The sequence below is a fragment of the Arthrobacter sp. SW1 genome, assembly GCF_001766675.1.
Classification (GTDB): domain Bacteria; phylum Actinomycetota; class Actinomycetes; order Actinomycetales; family Micrococcaceae; genus Arthrobacter.
On sequence record NZ_MJLT01000002.1, the window covers coordinates 1 to 19,064 of the forward strand.

Annotated in this window: 11 protein-coding genes; 3 read left to right on the plus strand and 8 right to left on the minus strand. The window is 61.3% G+C overall.

What is annotated here, in order from left to right; translation table 11 throughout:
• On the minus strand, positions 1-709 hold a 709-nt coding region (locus BIU82_RS03185; RefSeq protein WP_253182669.1), incomplete at its 3' end, for an MFS transporter.
• 106 nt (positions 710-815) lie between these two features.
• Here BIU82_RS03185 and BIU82_RS03190 point away from each other — a divergent pair.
• From BIU82_RS03190 to BIU82_RS03200, 3 genes are all read left to right on the plus strand, one after another.
• Positions 816-2,003 (plus strand): Gfo/Idh/MocA family oxidoreductase, encoded by a 1,188-nt coding sequence (locus tag BIU82_RS03190; protein WP_083292164.1) that lies wholly within the window; start codon positions 816-818, stop codon positions 2,001-2,003.
• 10 nt (positions 2,004-2,013) lie between these two features.
• The gene (locus tag BIU82_RS03195) at positions 2,014-3,015 is read left to right on the plus strand and encodes a sugar phosphate isomerase/epimerase (protein ID WP_070348029.1); all 1,002 of its coding nucleotides are present in this window, start codon (positions 2,014-2,016) and stop codon (positions 3,013-3,015) included.
• 209 nt (positions 3,016-3,224) lie between these two features.
• On the plus strand, positions 3,225-4,436 hold the full coding sequence (locus BIU82_RS03200) for a Gfo/Idh/MocA family oxidoreductase (protein WP_070348030.1): 1,212 nt from the start codon (positions 3,225-3,227) through the stop codon (positions 4,434-4,436).
• Between the two features lie 700 nt (positions 4,437-5,136).
• Here BIU82_RS03200 and BIU82_RS03205 read toward each other — a convergent pair.
• The 7 genes from BIU82_RS03205 to BIU82_RS03230 all read right to left on the minus strand — a co-directional run bounded on the left by BIU82_RS03205 (position 5,137) and on the right by BIU82_RS03230 (position 19,054).
• Positions 5,137-7,695 (minus strand): LuxR C-terminal-related transcriptional regulator, encoded by a 2,559-nt coding sequence (locus BIU82_RS03205; protein WP_139146479.1) that lies wholly within the window; start codon positions 7,693-7,695, stop codon positions 5,137-5,139.
• A gap of 873 nt (positions 7,696-8,568) precedes the next feature.
• The gene (locus tag BIU82_RS20115; protein WP_070348032.1) at positions 8,569-11,109 is read right to left on the minus strand and encodes a LuxR C-terminal-related transcriptional regulator; all 2,541 of its coding nucleotides are present in this window, start codon (positions 11,107-11,109) and stop codon (positions 8,569-8,571) included.
• Positions 11,110-11,401: 292 nt separating this feature from the next.
• A complete protein-coding gene (locus BIU82_RS19230; RefSeq protein ID WP_074466399.1) occupies positions 11,402-11,719 on the minus strand; it encodes an Lsr2 family protein in 318 nt (105 codons plus the stop codon).
• A 169-nt stretch (positions 11,720-11,888) separates the two neighbouring features.
• Positions 11,889-12,830, minus strand: coding sequence for a class C sortase (locus tag BIU82_RS03215; RefSeq protein ID WP_070348033.1), 942 nt, complete (start codon positions 12,828-12,830; stop codon positions 11,889-11,891).
• A 109-nt stretch (positions 12,831-12,939) separates the two neighbouring features.
• Positions 12,940-14,382 carry a SpaH/EbpB family LPXTG-anchored major pilin gene (locus tag BIU82_RS03220; RefSeq protein WP_290439146.1) on the minus strand — a complete coding sequence of 481 codons (1,443 nt, stop codon included), beginning with the start codon at positions 14,380-14,382 and terminating at the stop codon, positions 12,940-12,942.
• A gap of 152 nt (positions 14,383-14,534) precedes the next feature.
• Positions 14,535-17,069: a SpaA isopeptide-forming pilin-related protein gene (locus tag BIU82_RS03225; protein WP_171906482.1), complete on the minus strand. Its 2,535-nt coding sequence runs from the start codon at positions 17,067-17,069 to the stop codon at positions 14,535-14,537.
• 1,184 nt (positions 17,070-18,253) lie between these two features.
• On the minus strand, positions 18,254-19,054 hold the full coding sequence (locus tag BIU82_RS03230) for a VOC family protein (RefSeq protein WP_139146481.1): 801 nt from the start codon (positions 19,052-19,054) through the stop codon (positions 18,254-18,256).
• Positions 19,055-19,064 lie beyond the last annotated feature (10 nt).

Below are 19,064 nucleotides of genomic sequence, written 5' to 3' on the forward strand. Positions count from 1 at the left end.
TGCCTTCCGCGCCGCCGCCGTGGCCGGACAGCAGTTCGAGCCCGACCACGAAGGCGCCGACTCCGAGGGTGGCCAGCGCGAGGCCGGGCCAGTCCATCCTGCGGCTGCGGTCGTGGCCGCCGCGGGGCACCAGGCGCAGTGCGGCGAGGAAGGCGGCCGCCCCCAGGGGCAGGTTGACCAGGAAGATCCAGTGCCAGGAGAGGTATTGCGTCAGCATGCCGCCCACCAAAGGGGCGAGGACGGGTGCCGCCAGCCCCGGCCACACGAGGTAGGCGGTGGCCCTGAAGAGCTGCTCCTTGGGGGTATCGCGGAGGACCACCAGGGTGCCCACCGGAACCATCAGGGCGCCACCGAAGCCCTGGAGGGCGCGGAAGGCCGTCAGTTCCCAGATGCCGGGGCTGAGTGAACACAGCAGGGAGGCCAAGGTGAAGACGGCGATTGCGGTGCAGAAGACCCGCCGGGCGCCGAACCGTTCGGCCAGCCAGGAACTGGCGGGGATGCCCATGGTGACGGCGAGCAGGTAGGCGGTGATGGCTACGTTCGCATCGGCCGGTGCGATGCCGAAGTCATGCCCGATTGCGGGCAGGGCGGTAGCCAGTGCCGTGCCGTCGAGGAACTCCATGAAAAACGCGGCCGCGACGAGCGTGGCGAGGCCGCGGCCCGGGGCCTTGGGTGCCGGTGGGGCCGCCGCTCGTGGGATCTGCTGCAAATGAAGCCTCCTTGATGCATTGACAGGACAAAGTTTAGCGTCCTACGCTCGTTTGGAGCGCTCCAAATTTAGGCGAGCCCATCTTGGATTCCAAAGGAGGAACCCCATGAACAAGCCCCTCGGCGTGGCCGTCATCGGTGCCGGAATGGCAGGGAAGGCCCACGCCGCGGCCTACCGCAGTGCGAGCACCGTTTTTGCTCCAAGCCTGCCGGAGATCCGGCTCGTCTCCATCGGCGACGTGAACGCCGGATTCGGCCAGGCCGCGGCCGATCGCTTTGGCTACGAGCGCCATGACTCCAGTTGGCAGGCCATCGCGGAAGCGGATGATATCGACGTTGTCTCTGTGGTGGTCGCCAACTCCCTGCACCGCGAGGTGGTTGAGGGCCTCCTTGCCGCCGGCAAGCACGTGCTGTGCGAGAAGCCGCTCTCGGACACCCTGGAGAATGCGGCAGCGATGGCAGCTGCCGCCCGTGCAGCCGAGGAGAACGGAGTCCTGGGCCGCATCGGCTTCACCTTCCGCCGCACTCCAGGGATTGCTGCCATCCGCGAACTTGTCAGCAACGGCACGCTGGGAAAGCCGCTGCACTTCTCCGGCCGCTACTGGACCGACTATTCCTGCAGCCCGGACGCGCCGATGAGCTGGCGCTATAAGGGCGGGGCAGGCTCCGGCGCCCTGGCCGACGTAGGAAGCCACCTGACGTACATCGCCGAATTCCTGTGTGGAGAGACCAAGGCCGTCTCCGGTGGCAGCCTTCACACCGCGATCACGAAGCGGCCTCTGCCGCTGGGCACCGTGATGGGCCACGACCATGCGGCCGTCAGCGATGTCTTCGAGGAAGTGGAGAATGATGATTACGCCACCTTCTCCGCGGAATTCGAAAGCTGCATCGGCAGCCTCGAGGTGTCCCGGGTTGCCGCCGGCCACCCGAACTCCCTGACTTTCGAAATCTTCTGCGAAAACGGCGCCGCCCTCTTCAACCAGGACCGGCCCTCGGAGATCGGGCTGTACCTGAACCACGGCCCCTACGAGCAGAACGGCTTCCGCCAGGTCCTGCTCGGCCCGGGCCACCCCTACCTCGCCGGCGGTCTGCCCATGGACGCGCCCGGCGTCGGCTTCGGCCAGAACGAGGCCTTCACGTTCCAGGCCCGGGCCTTCCTTGAGGAGGTCGCCGGAATCCCGGAGGAGGAATCGCTTCCCCGCTGTGCCACTTTCGCTGAAGGCCTGCGCAACATGCAGGTCCTCGACGCCGTTGCCCGCTCGGCTGCCGGACACGGCACCCGCGTCAGCCTCTAAGGACAGGCGCATGAAACTCGGTGTCTACAACGCCATCCTCCACGACCGCCCGCTTGGGGATGCCCTCAAGGTCATCGCTGACCTTGGCCTCACGGGAATCGAGATCAATACCGGCGGCTTCCTGCCCGCAGTCCACGTGCCCACCATGGACCAGATCCTCGTCAGCGACGCCGCACGGGACGACTACCTGGCGGTCTTTGAAGGAACCGGCGTGACCATCGCAGGGCTGAACTGCAACGGCAACCCGCTGCACCCCAAGGCGGAGATCGGCAAAAAGCATGCCGAGGACGTCCGCCGATCCATCCGGCTGGCCGAACGCCTGGGGCAGGACCGGGTGGTCACGATGTCCGGGCTTCCCGGCGGCGAACCCGGTGCGAGCGTGACCAACTGGATCGTCAACGCCTGGAACTCCGCGGCCCTGGACGTGCTGGACTACCAATGGAAGGTGGCGGCAAAGTTCTGGCGCGAAACGGACCGGCTCGCGGCCGATCACGGCGTCAAGGTCGCCCTCGAACTGCACCCGCAGAACCTGGTCTTCAACACCGCGGACGTGTACCGGCTCGTCGACCTCACGGGCGCCACGAATGTCGGCGTCGAGCTGGACGCCTCGCACCTGTTCTGGCAGCAGATGGATCCGGTGGCCGTAGTCCGCGAGCTCGGCCCCCTGGTGTTCCACGCCGCCGCCAAGGACGTGCGGGTCAACACGGAACATGCCCGGCTGTACGGCGTTTTGGACAACCGCTTCCGCCGGCTCTCCCCGGATGAGCCGCGCACCAACCTCGGTGGCGACGAATGGGCCAACGAGTGGCCCAAGGACTCCGCCTGGGACTTCGTGGCGCTCGGCCGCGGGCACGACACCGCGTACTGGTCGGAGTTCCTCCGGGCCCTGCAAGAGGTGGACCCGGACATGATGGTCAACATCGAGCACGAGGACGTGTCCCTGGGCCGCATCGAGGGCTTGGAGATCGCAGCCACGGTCCTCAAGAATGCCAAGGCCCTCGTCGACGCGTAGGCGTCGGCCCGCAGGGAGTTGAGGGCTCATTTGTGACGATCTTCTTCATGGAGAACCCGCCATAAATGAGTGCTCAACACCATCGCTCCCTCGGCATACAGGTCCTATTGACAGGACAAAATTGCGTTCCATATGATCGTCCGGCGTTCTACGTGGGCGCGCCTCACCGCCGTGGCGCGCACTCCTCCGACGGCTGAAAGGCAAGCCCCATGTTCCCTGAAATCCGTAATGTCGGCGTAGGCCTGATCAGCGTTGGCTGGATGGGGAAGCTGCACGCTAAGGCTTATACGCAGTTGCCGCTGGTGTATCCGGAACTGGGGATCCGTCCCCGGCTAGTCATCGCCGCGGACACCGAACCCGGCAGGATTGACTACGCTAAGGACGTCCTGGGTTTCGCGGAGGGCACCACCGACTACCGCGAGGTCCTCGCGCACCCGGAGGTCGACGTCGTCTCTATATGCGCACCGAACTTCCTGCACGCTGAGATCGGCATCGCTGCGGCGAAGGCCGGCAAGCACTTCTGGGTCGAGAAGCCTGTTGGCCGGGGGATCGAGGAGACCGAAGCGGTGCGCAGCGCCGCAATCGAAGCCGGTGTCCACAGCTCCATCGGGTTCAACTACCGGCACGCACCCGCCGTCGAGCATGCGCGGGAACTGGTGGCGAAAGGCAAGCTGGGCCGCATCACCAACGTCCGCGCCGAATTCATGGCCGGTTACTCGGCCGAACCCAACGGAGCGCTGTCCTGGCGCTTCAACCGCGCGCTCGCAGGTAGCGGGGTACTGGGCGACCTGTTCAGCCACGCGGCGGACCTGTGCCAGTACGTCGTCGGCCCCATCTCGGCCATCACGGCGTTGACCAGCACGATCCATACCGAGCGCCCGAAAGTGGCGATGGGCCAGAGCACCCACTTCGCGGTGATCCAAGGCGGTGAGATGGGTCAGGTGGAGAACGAGGACTACGCTGCGGCGCTGGTCCGCTTCGCGGCCGGTGCCGGCGGCGAAGGGGCGGTGGGAACGATTGAATCCTCACGGGTGGCGGTGGGCCGGGACTGTGGCTACCGGATCGAGGTCTACGGCACCGAGGGCTCTCTGAAGTGGGACTTCGAGCGGATGAATGAACTGCAGGTCGTGTTGGGTCGGAAGAATGACGAACAGGGCTACACCACGGTGATCGGCAGCCCAAGGTACGGAGACTACTCCCGCTTCCAGCCCGGACCCGGCTGCGCTATGGGTTTTGACGACCTGAAAGTGATCGAGGCGAAGAAGTTCCTGGTGGCCGTCACCGGAGGAGAGCAGCTGAATTCCAACATCCACGACGCCGCCTCCGCAGCGGCGATAGTGTCCGCCGCCGAAGCTTCCGCCGCGGACGGCCAGTGGAAGATGGTTCCGGTACTGGGCGGCACCACGGCCGCCGGCGCCTGACGAGCTCCGCTTACACCGGACCATTTTCGACGAAGGATCCGTCCGGCGTCAGCCACCTGGTTGCCGGAACCAGCTCTGGACCTCGCGGCCGTCCAAGGCCTGCGGAATGCAGAGCTGGCAACCGGCCGCCGATCTTCGGAATGGAGAAAAAGGAAGACTCTGTCCACACGTTGCCATCGGACTGGGCCGTAACGTCGACCGGACTGGTCCACTTTGCCGATGTTTCTGAGGAGGGCGGAATCTAGGGGCCTGGGAGCCACGGTTTGAGCCCCCACCTCCGGTACATGTTGTCCCAGCTCAGGAGCCGGTTGACAGCCGAGTGCAGCCTCGACGTCTTGGGATGGCCCTCTCGGGGTCTTTTGTCTTTCGGTGCCGCACTTTCTTGAGCTGGCTGCTTGGTTTGGTGTTCTTTCCTTTCCCCGGTGGTGCAGGAGTCTGGGCGTATGTGGTGGCTAGTTGGGGCCTGGCTTGTGGCGCTGGCACCAGCTTGGATCCTGTGCATTGGACACTCTTGTGATGGTCTACCGAGGCCCAGCCTCCATTGGTTTGCTCTTGACGGAATTGCTTGTCGTCCCGGTCTGGACAATCAAGTTGAGATTGCGGGCGCGCCGTCGGGATTGAAACACGCAGTCGGTAGTTTCGGAGCGAAGTTACTCAGCATGTGCCCAATTGTGGAGGTCCGTGGTTGGCTCGGTCCCAGCTACATGGACGCCTTGTTGGCCGAGGGTTGCTCGCCGCGTGCGAAGACGGCTAGCTGCTTCCGACTCGCTGTGTTTGTCTTGCGGAGCGAGTTTGAAATGTGTGTCTCGATCGTTCGCACGCTTAGTCCGAGAAGTTGTGCGATTTCATGGTTGCTACGGTTCCCCGCCAGCAATGCAATCTCGTTCTCCCTAGGGGTCAATAATGCACGGAGGCTTTCGTTCTCTACTGGTGACAGGAGATTACGCAAGGCGAATCTCTCCGCGAAGACATGTAGAACCCTCTCAATTTGTGCCGAAGTGAGGTGCATCCCGGCGAGTCGATGACGCTTAGCTGCGCCCCGCAGAAGCTCTCCGATGTGGTAAGTATCGCCGTCGGGCGTGTAGGCAGCCAAGAGTTCTTCGAGCTGGGGAAGGTTAGCATCGAGCGCGGCTTTCGCGATCTGCAACAGAGCGTCGTGCTGGGCAACATTGCGTTTTTCGAGAAGGCTCCGGAGTCGCTCAAGAAGTGACGTCGCCGGGAGGAAGCATGATGATACAAGGGCTGTATGCGCTGCGTCGAAAATGTACCCGTGGTCAAGCTGTTGGTCGATAAGTCTGTTTGCGGACTCTTCGAAATCCTTGAGGTCAGTCACCGGGACGGTTACGAGGTCATAAAGACCCTTGCCGGCCGCAGGAAGTGGCCCCACATCCCGTGCTGACGACCCGGCCTGTGCCCCAAGTGATCTGGCTCTTGCTTTGTCACGGAGGGAGGCGAGCCTCAACATGGCGTTGTAGAGTGCGTCGACGAGAAATCCGGGGCGGCCTAAAGCGAATGTCGATCCCATGATGTATTCGGCTTCTTCAGACAGTCCGCGGTGCAGCAGGGAAAGAGCAGCAACATAGCTGTGCGCCACCACACTGAACTGGTCGAGTGCCCGGAGGGCCGCTTTGCGTCCAGCGAGGGCATGACTCAGAGCATCGTCAACACGGCCGTTGATGAACATGGCCAGTCCGTGCACAAGCGGTTCGAAGCGAGGGAACCTCTTTGTTTCCCCTGCCGGCTCAAAGGCGTCTCTTGCTTCATCTGGGTTGAAGCGGTAAAGCCCGACTAGCCCCTTTACCGCTGCAAGAACATCGCTTGATGGGGCTTGTTGGGTCAGGAAGTTGAGAATACTGTCCAGATCGGGCCGGACCCGATCGTAGGTGACTTCCAGAAAGACGGACCACGCTGTTGCGTCGGGCGCCAATGTAGGAACCGAAGCAGCAAGTTGAGCCAGGAGGGCTGTCGCCTCTGACACGTCGCCGGTTTCCGTTATTAGCCACATCGCATGTGTCATTGTGAAAAGGAGGAGGTCCTGGAGATCGCCGCTGGTCTTCTCTGTATGGGAGAACACGTACCGGGCGCGGTCTCGATCAACAGGGCCGCCCCAGTAGACCTGGAGGAACCCCACGGCATCCTCCAGGCTGCGGGTTGTTTCCCAAAACCCGTAACGCTCATCCTCCAGGGCCCTTTGTCGGCTGCGAAAGACGTGGGCCTCCACGGCCTGGCCTGTGGCGATTTCCACTCTGAGAGCAGCAAGAGCCGATGCCGCCTGCGAGTCTGCGGCTGAGTTGTGCAGATACGACGGGGATGAGGGCGCCAACATCTTCCGGAGGATTTTCCGGGAGGCGTCTACTTGCGTCTTCAGGAAGTCTTCGAGAAGCGGTGGAAATACCGATGCAAGTAGAGCCCCGTCCTCGGCCTGGACGACGGAGACCAGGCCTCGTCCTTCCAGAGTGTCGAGGGTTTCGTTGCCGATAAGAGCGGTCAGTCGATCAACGCTTCCGGGACCGATTGCCGCGATCGTCTCCAGAGCCCGGACTTCTTCTCGCCGTAACCCGTGCATGAGTGCTTGAAGAGTGCCGAGAAGATGCTCGTTGACGAGGCTTGGTCCGTTGAGACGCCACCGACCTTTCCGGAGAGTGAGTCTGTTACTTAAGACAGCGGTTTCAACAAGACGTACAGCCAGCCGCAACACTCCGCCGGATTTTGCGAGCACCTGGGCTGTCACCTCCACATCCGCAGGCGCGCCAAGCATTTCATTGATGAGGGAATTGACCTGTTCGTATTGCAGGGGTGGCAAATTCACCGTCGCTTGGGACCATCGCCCCATGGTAGACACAGCATGGGAGCCGGACGGCGACGGCTCCCGGCCTGCCGTGACGACGAGGGGAACCCGAGCGTTCGACTGGGCGATGTCAAGGACCGAGAGCGATTCACGATCCAAACTTTCGATATCGTCGACGACTACAACTCTTGGCCCCGGTCTTGACAGTTGTTCGGACAGTATGTCGGAAAGGCCAAGAACTCCGGCAGGCCGTGACCGGAGTTCAAGGCCCAATGAAGCGATTCCTGCGAATGGAACTGTTTGGAGGTGTGGAATGGCGAATATGCTGTGAACCTTCACCCCTTGTTCTTCGAGCTGGGTAATGATTTGCTTCGTGATTGTGGTTCTGCCGCTTCCGGCCCTGCCGACAATTCGAACTCCCAGTCCTTGGCTGACATAGCTAAGTACCAGGCTGATTTCTTTCTCAAACAACTTCAGACCCCATCATTCTCGGCGTGGGGCCGTCTAGCTTTGCAAAGCCCCCGCTGCATGTAAGGCGAAGCTACAACCAAGTCAACCCATCTCAGTGGCACGTTGTGTTGCACCTAAGTGTCAGCAGCCGGAGTGAGCGTGGATCGGTCGCATTCTGTTACGCAGTTGGTGCGGGAATGTAGGGCCACTTTCCAACTGCATTGCCTCTTCGCGCAGGCGTGGGTGGTCCTCCGAGAGGAAGAGCGATCCTCCCTCAGTGCTGGTGCACGTTGAACTAGGTGGGTACGTATGAGTCGGGTTCCGGAAAATACGGAATTCGGACCTGGCTGGGGTCCGACAGACGCTGAGGAGAAGTGATCCGTGTTGTCTTCCACGGAGGAAACGATGGGGTGGTCTCTCAGTGCTGAGAACACTCTGTAGCGTCGTGGCAACGTGGTCTATGTGAATCAGGTGTTGCATCTGAGTGGATCCCATGGCTTCTTCTGAGGTGCGCCGCGATTACCGCGAGGGCGGGTTTTCCTGAGAGCCGGGTCCATTCGAGGGGACGGTCGCTTGCCGCGCGAAGTCTCTAGACATAGTGAGGAGAGCCGAAGGTGGACCTGGACGTTGCTGTGCTGCTGGGAACGGCTGTTCTCGGAATTGCAATGCTTGCTGTCATGTCAGTCATATCAGGTGTGATTGTCGTCGTTTGTGTGGGTTGTCTTTGGTTGCCAGCTGTTTGGTTGCGCAAGCGCGGTCGGCAAACTGGTACTTGCTCTGAATGGCGTCGATTGGAGCCTTCTTCGCCAGCGACCGTGGGGTTCGCTGACGAAGAGGAGACTTAGTAGCGACCATAGGCGCCAATCGGACAGAACCCTGTGCCTGCAGCCATGCTTAAGAACTTCTCGCCCGCACCATCGCGGAGAGTTGTGAGCGGGTAGTGGCCCCGGTCTTTCGGCGTGCGTTTGAGATATGGGTCTCAACGGTGCGCACGCTGAGGCCCAGCTTGTCGGCAATATCGGCGTTACTGCTGAGTCCGGCGAGGAGTGCCACTTCTCGTTCACGCGCTGTCAGTGATGCGTCAGACACGGGCGCAAAGGGAATGAATGTGCCTTCAGGACCGAAACGGTCAACGAAGCGACGGGCGCGCTCTTCGATGGCAGCGGCAACGGCCAGACTCCCGGAGGCGCGGTGCCGACGGACAGCCCCTTGGAGGAGCATTGCAATCTGGTATGTGTCTTCGTCGCTCGTGTAATCCTCAAGAACCGTGTCGAGGTGAGTCGTGTTTCCCTCAATGGCAGCTTCAGCGACTTGAAGCAGCTGGCGGTGAGTGGTGTTGTTCATGTCTTGAAGAACACCGTTCAGTGTGTGCTTCAGACGGGTACCGGGAAAGAGGCACAGAAGGATCAGCCCGGAATAGACGGCCTCAAAGGTGTAGCCATGCTCGATGTGGTCTTGCACGAGGCGTGCGCCAGCGCGGTCGAAACTGTCAGCATCTGTGGGCGGCCGAGCGACAAGGTTGTAAACACCGGTACCTACTGCGGGCAGCGGCCCCACCTCACGGGTCTCGGTGCCGGCCTGTTCTCCTAGCGAAGGGGACGTTGCTCCTGTGCGAAGGGAAGATAGCCGAAGCATGGCGTTGTAGATTGAGCCGAGGAGAAACCCTGGTCGGCGGAGCGAGAAGGCCCATCCCATAAGGTACTCGGCTTCGTCGAACAGGCCCCGATACAGCAGCGCGAGCGCAGCAACGTAGCTGCTGACCACGAGGCTGAACTGATCGATTCGCTCCAATGCGTCGCGTCGGCGGTCTAGTGCGTAACCTAGTGCTTCGTCTGTCCGACCGGATGAGAACAAAGCAAGTCCACGGACCAGGATCTCGTATCGGGGCAGTGTGTCCGGAGCAGGTGCTGCGTCGATCGTGTGAAGAGCAGCTTCGGGATTGAACCTGAACAACTCAAGCAAGGCGCGGACAACAAGAATTACGCCGCTGTCAAGGTGCCCGGCCGGAAGAGCATTTAGGACCGCGTCCCAGTCCCCAGGCATTCGGTTGTAACAGGCATCGAGGAACAACGACCAGGCCCGAATCTCCGACTGCCATTCCGGTTCCTCAGCTGCGAACCGGTCCAAGGCCTGCATCGCCGCGGGCAGATCGCCCGCGTCGAGCACTGTCCATAGTGAACGGGTGATTATGAAGAACAGAAGATCGGCCGGATCGGATCCGGCGGAGTCGGTGTGTTCAAACACGTCCAGAACTCGCCGGCGATTTACCGGAGCTCCCCAATAGACTCGAAGGAATGAAACGGCGTTGGCCATGCTGCGGTCACTGTTCCAACGGCCATAGTGCAGTTCTTCGAGAGCTTCAAGGCCCTTCTGGAAATGACGGGCCATCGCAGCATGGTTCCCGGTCATTTCGCCCCTGAGAGCGGCCAGTGCGATCGCGGGATCCGTGGATGATCCTGATTCGAGTTCTAACGTCGCGCCTTCCGGTATGGAACTGCGCAGGATCTTTCTCTTTGAGCGGGCATGCGCGCGGAGATGTTCTTCGACAATGGGCGGAAATACCGAAGCCAACAGCCTGCCATCAGGCCCCGCCGTTACCGAGATGAGGCCGCGGTGCTCGAGTGCGTCGAGCGTTCCAAGCTTGTCCTCACCGGCGTCAGCCTGAATCTCGGAGACAGGGGAAGGCCCACGGAGGGCCAAGAGACTAAGCACCCGTGCCTCATCTGACGTGAGGCCGTGCAGAAGTGCTTCGATGGTCCCGGACAGGTGTTCGTTTGTTAAGTTCTGACCGCTTCTTAGGTGCCAGAGGCTTCCCTTCAGTACGAGGCGCCCGCTTAGCCTGGCGGATTCCAAGATGCGCACCATGAGTCGCAAGTTGCCGCCTGATTTTGTGAGGATGAGTGCGGTGGTATCCACGTCAGCCGGCGCTCCGAGAATTTCGGCAATGAGTCCGCTGGCCTGGTCGTAATGCAGAGAACTGAGTGCAACGGTTGCTTGCGGCCATTGCTCAAGGAGCGCGGCAGCGGAACCCTGCCGAAGCGGTCCACCGTCGGTAGTGACGATCAATGGAACCCCTGTCCGTCGATGGACCACATCCACGATGGCGAGGGACTCACGGTCGAGGTCGTCAATACCATCCACGACAAGGGCATGCAGGTCCTTGCGCAGGAGTTGCCGGGTGAGTTCCTCTGCGATCCCGAGAATCCCGAGAGTACGTGATCGCAGGTCAAATCCCATCGAGAGAATTCCTGCGTACGGCACGGTCTTCAACGACCGGATCGCGAAAACGCTATAGACATTCGTGCCGCGATCCTCCAAAGCGGTCACAAGCATCCGCGCCACTGTCGTTCGTCCACTACCAGGGACGCCGACGACTCTTACTCCATAGCCTTGGGCGACGTAGTCCAAGACTTGAGCGATCTCTCGTTCAAACAAGGCGCAAGGCTCCTTCCAGGCGAATAGAGCGGCCTCAGCGACCGCCTGGGAACGCCGCTAAAGTCATAGCAACAGTATGGCGCCAGGTGCTGATATGGGGAGGAACTGACATTCTCGTTACGAGGTCGGAGCTGCGTCTTCCGAGACAGGCGCTATCGGAAAAATTGCGGTCCGGTTCGGCCGGTCTACGCGTATTACCCGCTGTGTTGTTCTCGGAGCATCAAGCCCAGATCTGCCAGGTGCTCGACCCCCGGAAAGTGGTGCCGGTTGGTGCTGCGAGACCGATGTTGCGTCAGTCTGTGGACTGTGCCTTTAGATAGGCTTCTTTGAGGTGACGTGCTACTTGGCCTCGTCGATTGACGCGGTGTCCGTTTGCGACTGCCCACTGGCGTACAAGGCGATCGAATCCCGCGGAAGAAGATGTAACTCCACTCTTCTTCCGTGAGATTCTTCTTGCCTTGAGGATATAGGGTGCGAGTACGGCGCGGAGTGTTTCCAAATTCGATTCAGACAAGTCGAGTTCAAACACCGCGCCATCCAGTTCGATCCGGACGGATTCCACCGCAATCCCGCCGTCGAGGTCGTCGATCTTCTGTGTAATTGTTGCCATTCTTTTCCTTGCGCAGGGTGAGATTGCGAGGTCAGGGGTTAGGTCGCCATTGAGCGAATGCCCGCTGATGTCCGGGCTAGGTCGTCGAAGTGGAGATCGCTTCATTGTGAATGCGAGCTGTTCGAATCTGTCGGTTGGCCGCCAGCGTAGGGCGGACTTTGCCTTGTCCCTAAGGAGCATCGACCCGTGGCTGATCCTCAGTGGAGATTTTACGGAGGCCATTTCGGCGCCTACCCTGCCGAGTAGCCAGGACAGCCAGGACGATAGTGCCTGTAAGGGCGAGGGCCCACCACGGGAAGCCTGGATCCGCCGTAGCGCTTGGTAGGACTCGCTGACCGTCGTTGGCCGGAGGAGCCTCAACGCGTTCACCTCTGACAAGCAGACGATGACTATTTACGCCCTTTGGAGTGCAGGTCACCAACGTCACATAGTCCTTGCCCGCAATCTTGCGAAGGGCATCGGTCTCTTCAGGCAGGACTTTCTGGATCTGGTCCACCTTGTAGTACAGCGTCTCGCCCAGGGTAGAAATGCTGAAGATGTCTCCTTGGGTGACCTGGTCTAAGTGATCGAACAAAGTGGCGTTGACAAAACCAGAGTGGGCGGTGAGCACGGCATGGGTGCTGTCACCGCCAACAGGGAGGGCAGAGCCGAAAAGGTGTCCCACCCCTTTGGAGAGCGTGGTTTCGTCTGTGCCGTGAAAGATCGGGAGATCGGCTTTGATGGAGGGGATGCTGATGCGTCCCATCATTCCGCTTGGTCCCACAGCAAGCAGTTTTCTATAGGCATCGGATCCAGCTCCGATGACCGTTTGTTTCCCATCTTGATCCAAGGCATAAGGATCACGAAGCGGCCCCGACGGCAAGCCGGCGTTGAAAGAGCGGGCCGCACTCAGCATGGCTTCCTGTTCCTTGGGGTCGATGTTCTTCACGGAATCAACGTATCCGCTGATCTCCGTGGCGTGCACTCTGTCAGAGAACCAGGAAGCGGCTGTGGGGTACAGCAGTGTTCCGACGCCGACGACCGTGGCCAAGACAATGAGAATGCGTTGTTTGCTCCATCGGCGGCGAGACTTCCTCTGTGAGCGTCGGAGTGGCGGGTGGAGCTGAGTCATCGGGTTTTCCTGCAGGGTTTGCGCGTGTATGTGACGAAACGGGGGGTGGAACGCAGACCGCGTTCCGCCCCCCGCCCGTCATTGGACTAAGTCCGGGCTGGCGCCGGGCTTAGTTTTCGCTGGTGCGCCGTGAGCGGAAGAACAGCAAGCCGGCGCCGGCGACGATGAGGCCGCCAGCAACGTAAAGCAGACCCGTTCCCGCGCCACCGGTCAGTGGAAGCTGGAATCCTGCGTTGGACGGCGTGTTGGTGACATTGAGGTCAACACCGGCGACAGTGGTGGTGGCGTTCACCTGGAAGGCGATCGGTTCGGCGAGCAGTTCGTAGCCGTCCGGCGCGGTGGTTTCGACCAGGTAGTAGTTGCGCGGGGTCACGGTTCCGTCATTGGCGAAATCCGAGTAACGCAGACCGGAGATCGTCAGTGTGCCGTCGGCGGCAACGGTGAAGACGGTCTGCCCGCCAAGCGTGATCGGGTTGGTTCCTGCCAGAGCGTCGGCCTCAGTGGCGTAGACAGAGAATGAAGCGCCGGCAAGGGCCGCACCGTTCTGGTCGATCTTCTTCAGCGTGATTTCGCCCCACTTGGTCTCAACCGGGGGAGTGACGACGGGACCGCCAGGCTGGCCCGGAGCGATGGAGAAGCTGGCCGCGTTCGGGTACACCGAAGCGACGTTGGCGATTTCACCGATTGCATTGACGGTGGTGGTCAGAACCACCTGGACCTTGGTGGTGTTGTGGGCTGCGAGCACGGCCCGGCCTGCGTCAGTGAATTCAACAGAGACAGTGTTGGTGGCCGCGTCGAAGATCACGTTGTAGTCGGTGCCGGCGACGAGGGTTGCGCTGCCGTCGACGAGCGTGGCAACGGCGCCGACGTAGGTGAGCTTGGTGTTCAGCTGATCCACAATCTTGTAGCCGTCGATGACTGCTTCGTTGGGGATGTCGCCGGTGATCGTGAACTCGATCTGGTCGCCAAGCTTGACGTCATCAATGTCCGTGACCGTCTTTTCTGCCCCGGTAACCGAGTTCTTGGGGTAGGCGTGAACGTCGTAGATCCAGTTGTTCTGGTTGTTCGGGTCGGTCAGCGGGACGGAGATCAAGAACGGTGCCGAGGGAGTGACGCCGGAGGGGTAGCTGGTTTCGGTGACCAGGTAGAGGCCCACGGGCAAGCTGCCGAAGGCCGCCGTACCGTCCGTCGCGGTAGTCTGGGTTACTCCGGTGCCGAGGGTGTAACCGGCGCCGGTGATGGACCCGGCAGGGTCTGCTGGGTTGAAGACGCTGCTCAGGTTGTGCGCTGCGTCCCAGCCCGCGTTGGTCGAGAGGTCAATGGTGTTGACCTGCTGGATCGTGAAACCGATGCCCGCGAGCGGCGTCAGTCCGGTGGTGTCGACGGCGGTCCCGTTATTCGGCAGTCCGGTGGGTGTACTCGGGCGCTCAAACTTATGGATCGTGATGGATCCAAGCTGGCTGTCATCTACGACAGGGGCAGCAGAGGCCGCACTGACGGGGACCGTGAGCGCAAACACCGCCCCAGCCATGGTCGCGGCGGCGGCTTTCACAAGCCGCCCAAAACTTTGATTGCTCAACTTATCCTCATTTCCTATTGATGGTGCTGATGCTCGAAGTGATTCTTCGTGGCGGGGATTCCCCGAAGGCTGTTGTGCCTTCGGTGGTCTAGTGGGGCGCGATGTGCGGTTTCGCCCGGGTCCGTTTAGCGCTGACGCCTGACGCCGGCAATTCCCAGGCCGGCCGAAGCCAGCAGAACGGCGATGCCTGCTGCGGTGAACAGCCACGTTCCGGGGCCACCGGATTCGGGCAGTTTCAGTGCTGGAACGTCGCGGACCGTAATGAGGAAAATCCCGTCCCCATCGCTGTCAGCGGCTGTTACCACCGACCCGCCGGCGCCACCGCCGAGACTCACCGTTCCATTGGCTGCGATGGTGAACTGCACAGGCTCGGCCAGCAGGCTGAAACCGGCAGGGGCCTTGGTTTCTTCGAGCCAATAAACGCCGGGCTGGATGCCTTCCAGCTGAAACCGTCCAGTCTGGCCTGAAACCGGCGTCACTGACGGGCTGGTGATGACAGCACCGGGGGTCCCACCGTTGTCGCTGTGGACAGCCCAGGTAGAACCCGCCATGGGCACCCAAGAGGACTCGGACGACTCGCCGATCTTTTCAACGAGAACCTTTGCCGTTGTCCAATGCGTAGTAGTGCACTCGGGAGCCACCGGGTTGGTGCTGGTGACGCATCTTGTGGGTTGGACACTGCCTGTTCCGGTCACAACGTTGACAAGCCGAGCACTCCAGGCCCCGCTGTTGACAACGACTTTGTAGGTCAATGTTGCCGTCTGGCCAGCGGGCAGCGTGAACGCAGGGGTTGTCAAGACGGTTGAAGGAGCCACCGGGCCGGCAACGGGAACGGGTGCCGCGGCGCCGATGGTCAGTGCCGCCGAGCCTGTGACGAACGTGGCCTGATCCAAGACATCGGAAAGTTGGTCCTTGAGAACAACGCCATCGATCTGGCCTCGCGTGCTACGTGCAGTGACGGTATAGGTGATCGTGTCGCCCGGATTGACGAACTGTCCGTTCGAGGGAGTGCCGTTAACCGAGGCGGTCTTGGAGATGGTCCACTCGGGTGCAATAGGTGTCGTCACCGTCGCGGAGCATCCAGCTCCGGGGGACGGGGGGCACGCCGGATCGGAAGTCGGAACAAGCGTCGTTGATCCCGGTACAGGGATGGGCCCGCCGCCTGGCATGTTCGGGATGGCCGTTTGCGCGGCAGGCTTCACCGTGGCCGTATTGGACAGGATCCCGCTTGTTCCCAACGCTACGGTTCCGGTGATGGTGTAGGTGATGGTGCCACCGGTGTTGATCCGCACTGTGTCCGAGATGCTGCCGGTCCCGTTGGGGCTGCAGGAGGTTGGTCCCGCCGGCGGAAGATTCGACGTCCCTTGCACGGCAACGGCGCAAGTCCATGTGGCGTTCTGAAGAGCCGTGGGAAGGGGATCCGTGACGATGGCATTGACTGCGTCGCTGGGTCCGTTGTTGTGTACTGTCACCGTGTAGGTGATGGGTTGGCCGGGGACGTAGGCGCTGAGGTTGTCGTCCTTGGTGATGGTCAGATCCACGACAGGCCGGACCGTCAACGGTGCCGTCCCTGGGCCGTACAGGCCGGTAATGGTGGAGAAGTTATTGGTGCAGTTCGGAATGGTAGTTCCGTCGTTGGCAACGCAGCCTGAATTGTTATAGACGCCAGGGGTGTTGCTGGTCACCGTCACCGTGACCGTGCACGAAGCACTGCCCAGGGCAATATTGCCAGTGACGTCGATGGTGCGGCCCGAGATGCTGGATGCAGTGCGCGTGCAGGTGCCGCCGATGGCACCAGTCGGGGTTAGGCCGGCCGGAATGGTGTCAACAAAATGCCAGCCGTTCTTAGCCTGCAGATCACTGGTGTTCGTCACCGTATAGGTCAGCGTGGTGGTCTGGCCCTGGAGGATGGTGGAGGGGACGAACGCCTTGTCCAACTGTGGGGTGACGTCCACCAGCTGGGGCAGGTCGAAGCCGACATCGTTGCCTTCGCCGGTAGCCGTCAGATTCCGGACCCGGATGCCGAGCGTCGGGAGCGTCCCCGTCACTGGAACCTGAATGGCTCCAGACTGAAGCTTCGACACATATGTGTTGTAGACGCCGGTGATGGGGTCTTGGTCGTATCCCTTACGGCTTGGGTCCGTGCAAGGATCGAGATTTGATCCGACCACGACGGCAGAGCCATTGACCAGGATGGCGAACTCCTGCTTGGCGTGGGCGGCGAAGCAGTTCGTCTCCCCAAAGATGGCCGAGACGGCGTAAAAGTGGCCGGCGATCGTCGGGATCGTATTCCGCCGGGTCTGGAGCTGGGTTCCGGTACTCTGGGTTCCCCAGGGGCTGTTGGTGTACTCGCTCAGGATCTGGTTTACCGATGCCTGTGTGTCGGTCATGCCCTGGTACTTCCCCATGGCAAAAGCAAGGTTGCCGAGGTTGGTGAAAGCCCTGTTGAGGCCACACTCGTCGTAATTGGGCCAGATGGCGGACGAAGGCAGCGGCGTCCCTTTGCGCATGATCCACCCGTTGCACGCTCCTGCGCCGGGGCTCCAAGCAGCGTCGGCTGTGTACTGCTCAAGCTGTGCAGCAGCCCCACCGGTGTACGAGCCAATGGCGATAGGCGCTGCCGCCGCGCTCATGTTGGAGAAGTCCTCGCTGTAAACCAAGGTTCCGGGCTGAGGGGTTCCCGGAAGGCCTGGGAGAGCCACCGCAGGGGCCGTGTTCGTCGCAGGCAGTGCCCCCAAATTGGCCAGCACAAGCGCAACCAGGACAACAAGGAACACCCCTACACGGGCGGCCTTGGATGTCGGCGCGCTACGGGTCCTGTCCGCGCTAGAACTTCGCTTTTGTTGAGCCATCATGGAAGTCACGCTAGGGGTCGTCTACGCCACGTAGATGATCTGCTCAGCGAAAATCAGTGGCGCGCAGGGGATCGTCCTCAGTAGAGAGACCTGTTGCCCAGCCAGGTGAATGGCGCCGGTTTGCTTTGATCTGTCCGGCGCTGGGCCGCGACAATGCTGAATTTCGTTTTCGCGCCTGTTTTCGTCTGCGAGCCGGAATTTTTCGGATTAAGTAGTTAAGTAGCGCACCTCCGTAGCGGCAAACGCTCTTTTAGCGGTCCGTGAGCCGGGGGCCCGGTCCACCGTCCACTCGTGCTAACGAGGTGTAGCAGGTGAGGGCCGAATACTGAGGGAACTGAATTAGCACAGATTCAATCACGCCCCGACTGCCCGGTGGTGTTTATTAATGTGCCCGGAGGCGGCCGCGTGCAAGCAAGCTTGCCCCGGCCGGTTGGATTACGGGCGCGACTTGCCTAAGGCTTGAAGGAGGTTTCCTGTTCGCGTGCAAGCGCCCGCGGAGTCATGGGCACGGGTCAATGACAGGCTGTCGGATTCGCTGTCGTGGCGCACCCCGAGACCCCAGCAAAGCAGCGAGCGCTGGCGTGCGTCTTTCGGGCTCGCCGAGGTGCAATGCGGTTGGACAATTGCGCGCTGCTCGAACGCAGAAGGGACCCGGTGCGGCCAGCCGGGTCAATTGCTGGCCGCAGAATCCGCCGGGTCTCAAGCGACGAATTTCCGCACGATCTTGCCTGGGGGTAGCTCCAACGTGCTCCGGGTGGGCAGCTGCCCACCCGGTACATTATTCGTGGGAATGGTGAGTAGGTGGCGGGCAGTGGGGAATTACGTGCCCTGGTGGTACTGCTCTGCGTGGCGCCGGGCTGGGATCGGAGGCAAGCACGCCATCACTTTGCGGCTCTGACGGGAAACGGCGGCGAATCTCTCACGAGCGGCCTGCGTTCGATCTAGTGCGGCTATTAGTTGAAAAGAGAGAGGTGGCGTGGCTTGGCCGTCTAGATTCCGTCGTCGTACTTCTGGCCTAGTGAGCGATTGAATACTCCGAAGGATTCTCCTTGCGGGCCGCGTAGAATTGCGATTCGCCCAAGGGCGCTATCGGTGGCTGGAAGGACTTGCCGGGCGCCCCATGAAGTAGCGTGCTCCGCGGTGATAGCCGGATCCCTGACCTGAAACCAGGGCAGCCAATAGGCGGGTCCCTCATCGGGGATCGTGTCCTCATACGTGATTCCGCCAACCGTGCGTCCGTCTGAGGCGCGTTCGATCGTTGAATTTACAAACTCCGTGCCGTGGCCGATCTCTGTATAGCTGAATCCGAAGAGCTCGGCGTAGAAGTTGCGAGCGCTTTGGTAGTCCCGGGCATGGAGCTCGTTCCACTGCATGGTGCCGGGACCGCGAACACGATCAAGCCCCTCGCTCGACTCGCGCATACCGAACGTCGCTCCACCGTTGTCGATCGCCACGGCAGCGCGAGTCTTACCAAACCCCTCGAATGGCGGGATCAGGAAATGGCCACCGGCCCCGTCCACCTTGTTGGAGGCTGAGTCGAGGTCGGCCACGGCAAAATATGGTATCCAACCAGGCCGCGGCATGTGTTCTTCTTCTTGTCTGGAGCGAATGCCTGCCACTGCGGAAGCGCCGAGGGACGCTTCGTAATAGGTCTCTCCTGCAGAGTCGGACTTTACGATTTTCCAGCCAAAGAGTCTTGCGTAGAAGCCAGCGGCGGCCTTGGCGTCGTCAAACCGGCCTTCAACCCAGTTCGGAGTTCCCGGAGGACAGCCTTCCGAGCGAACAACCATATGGCAACCT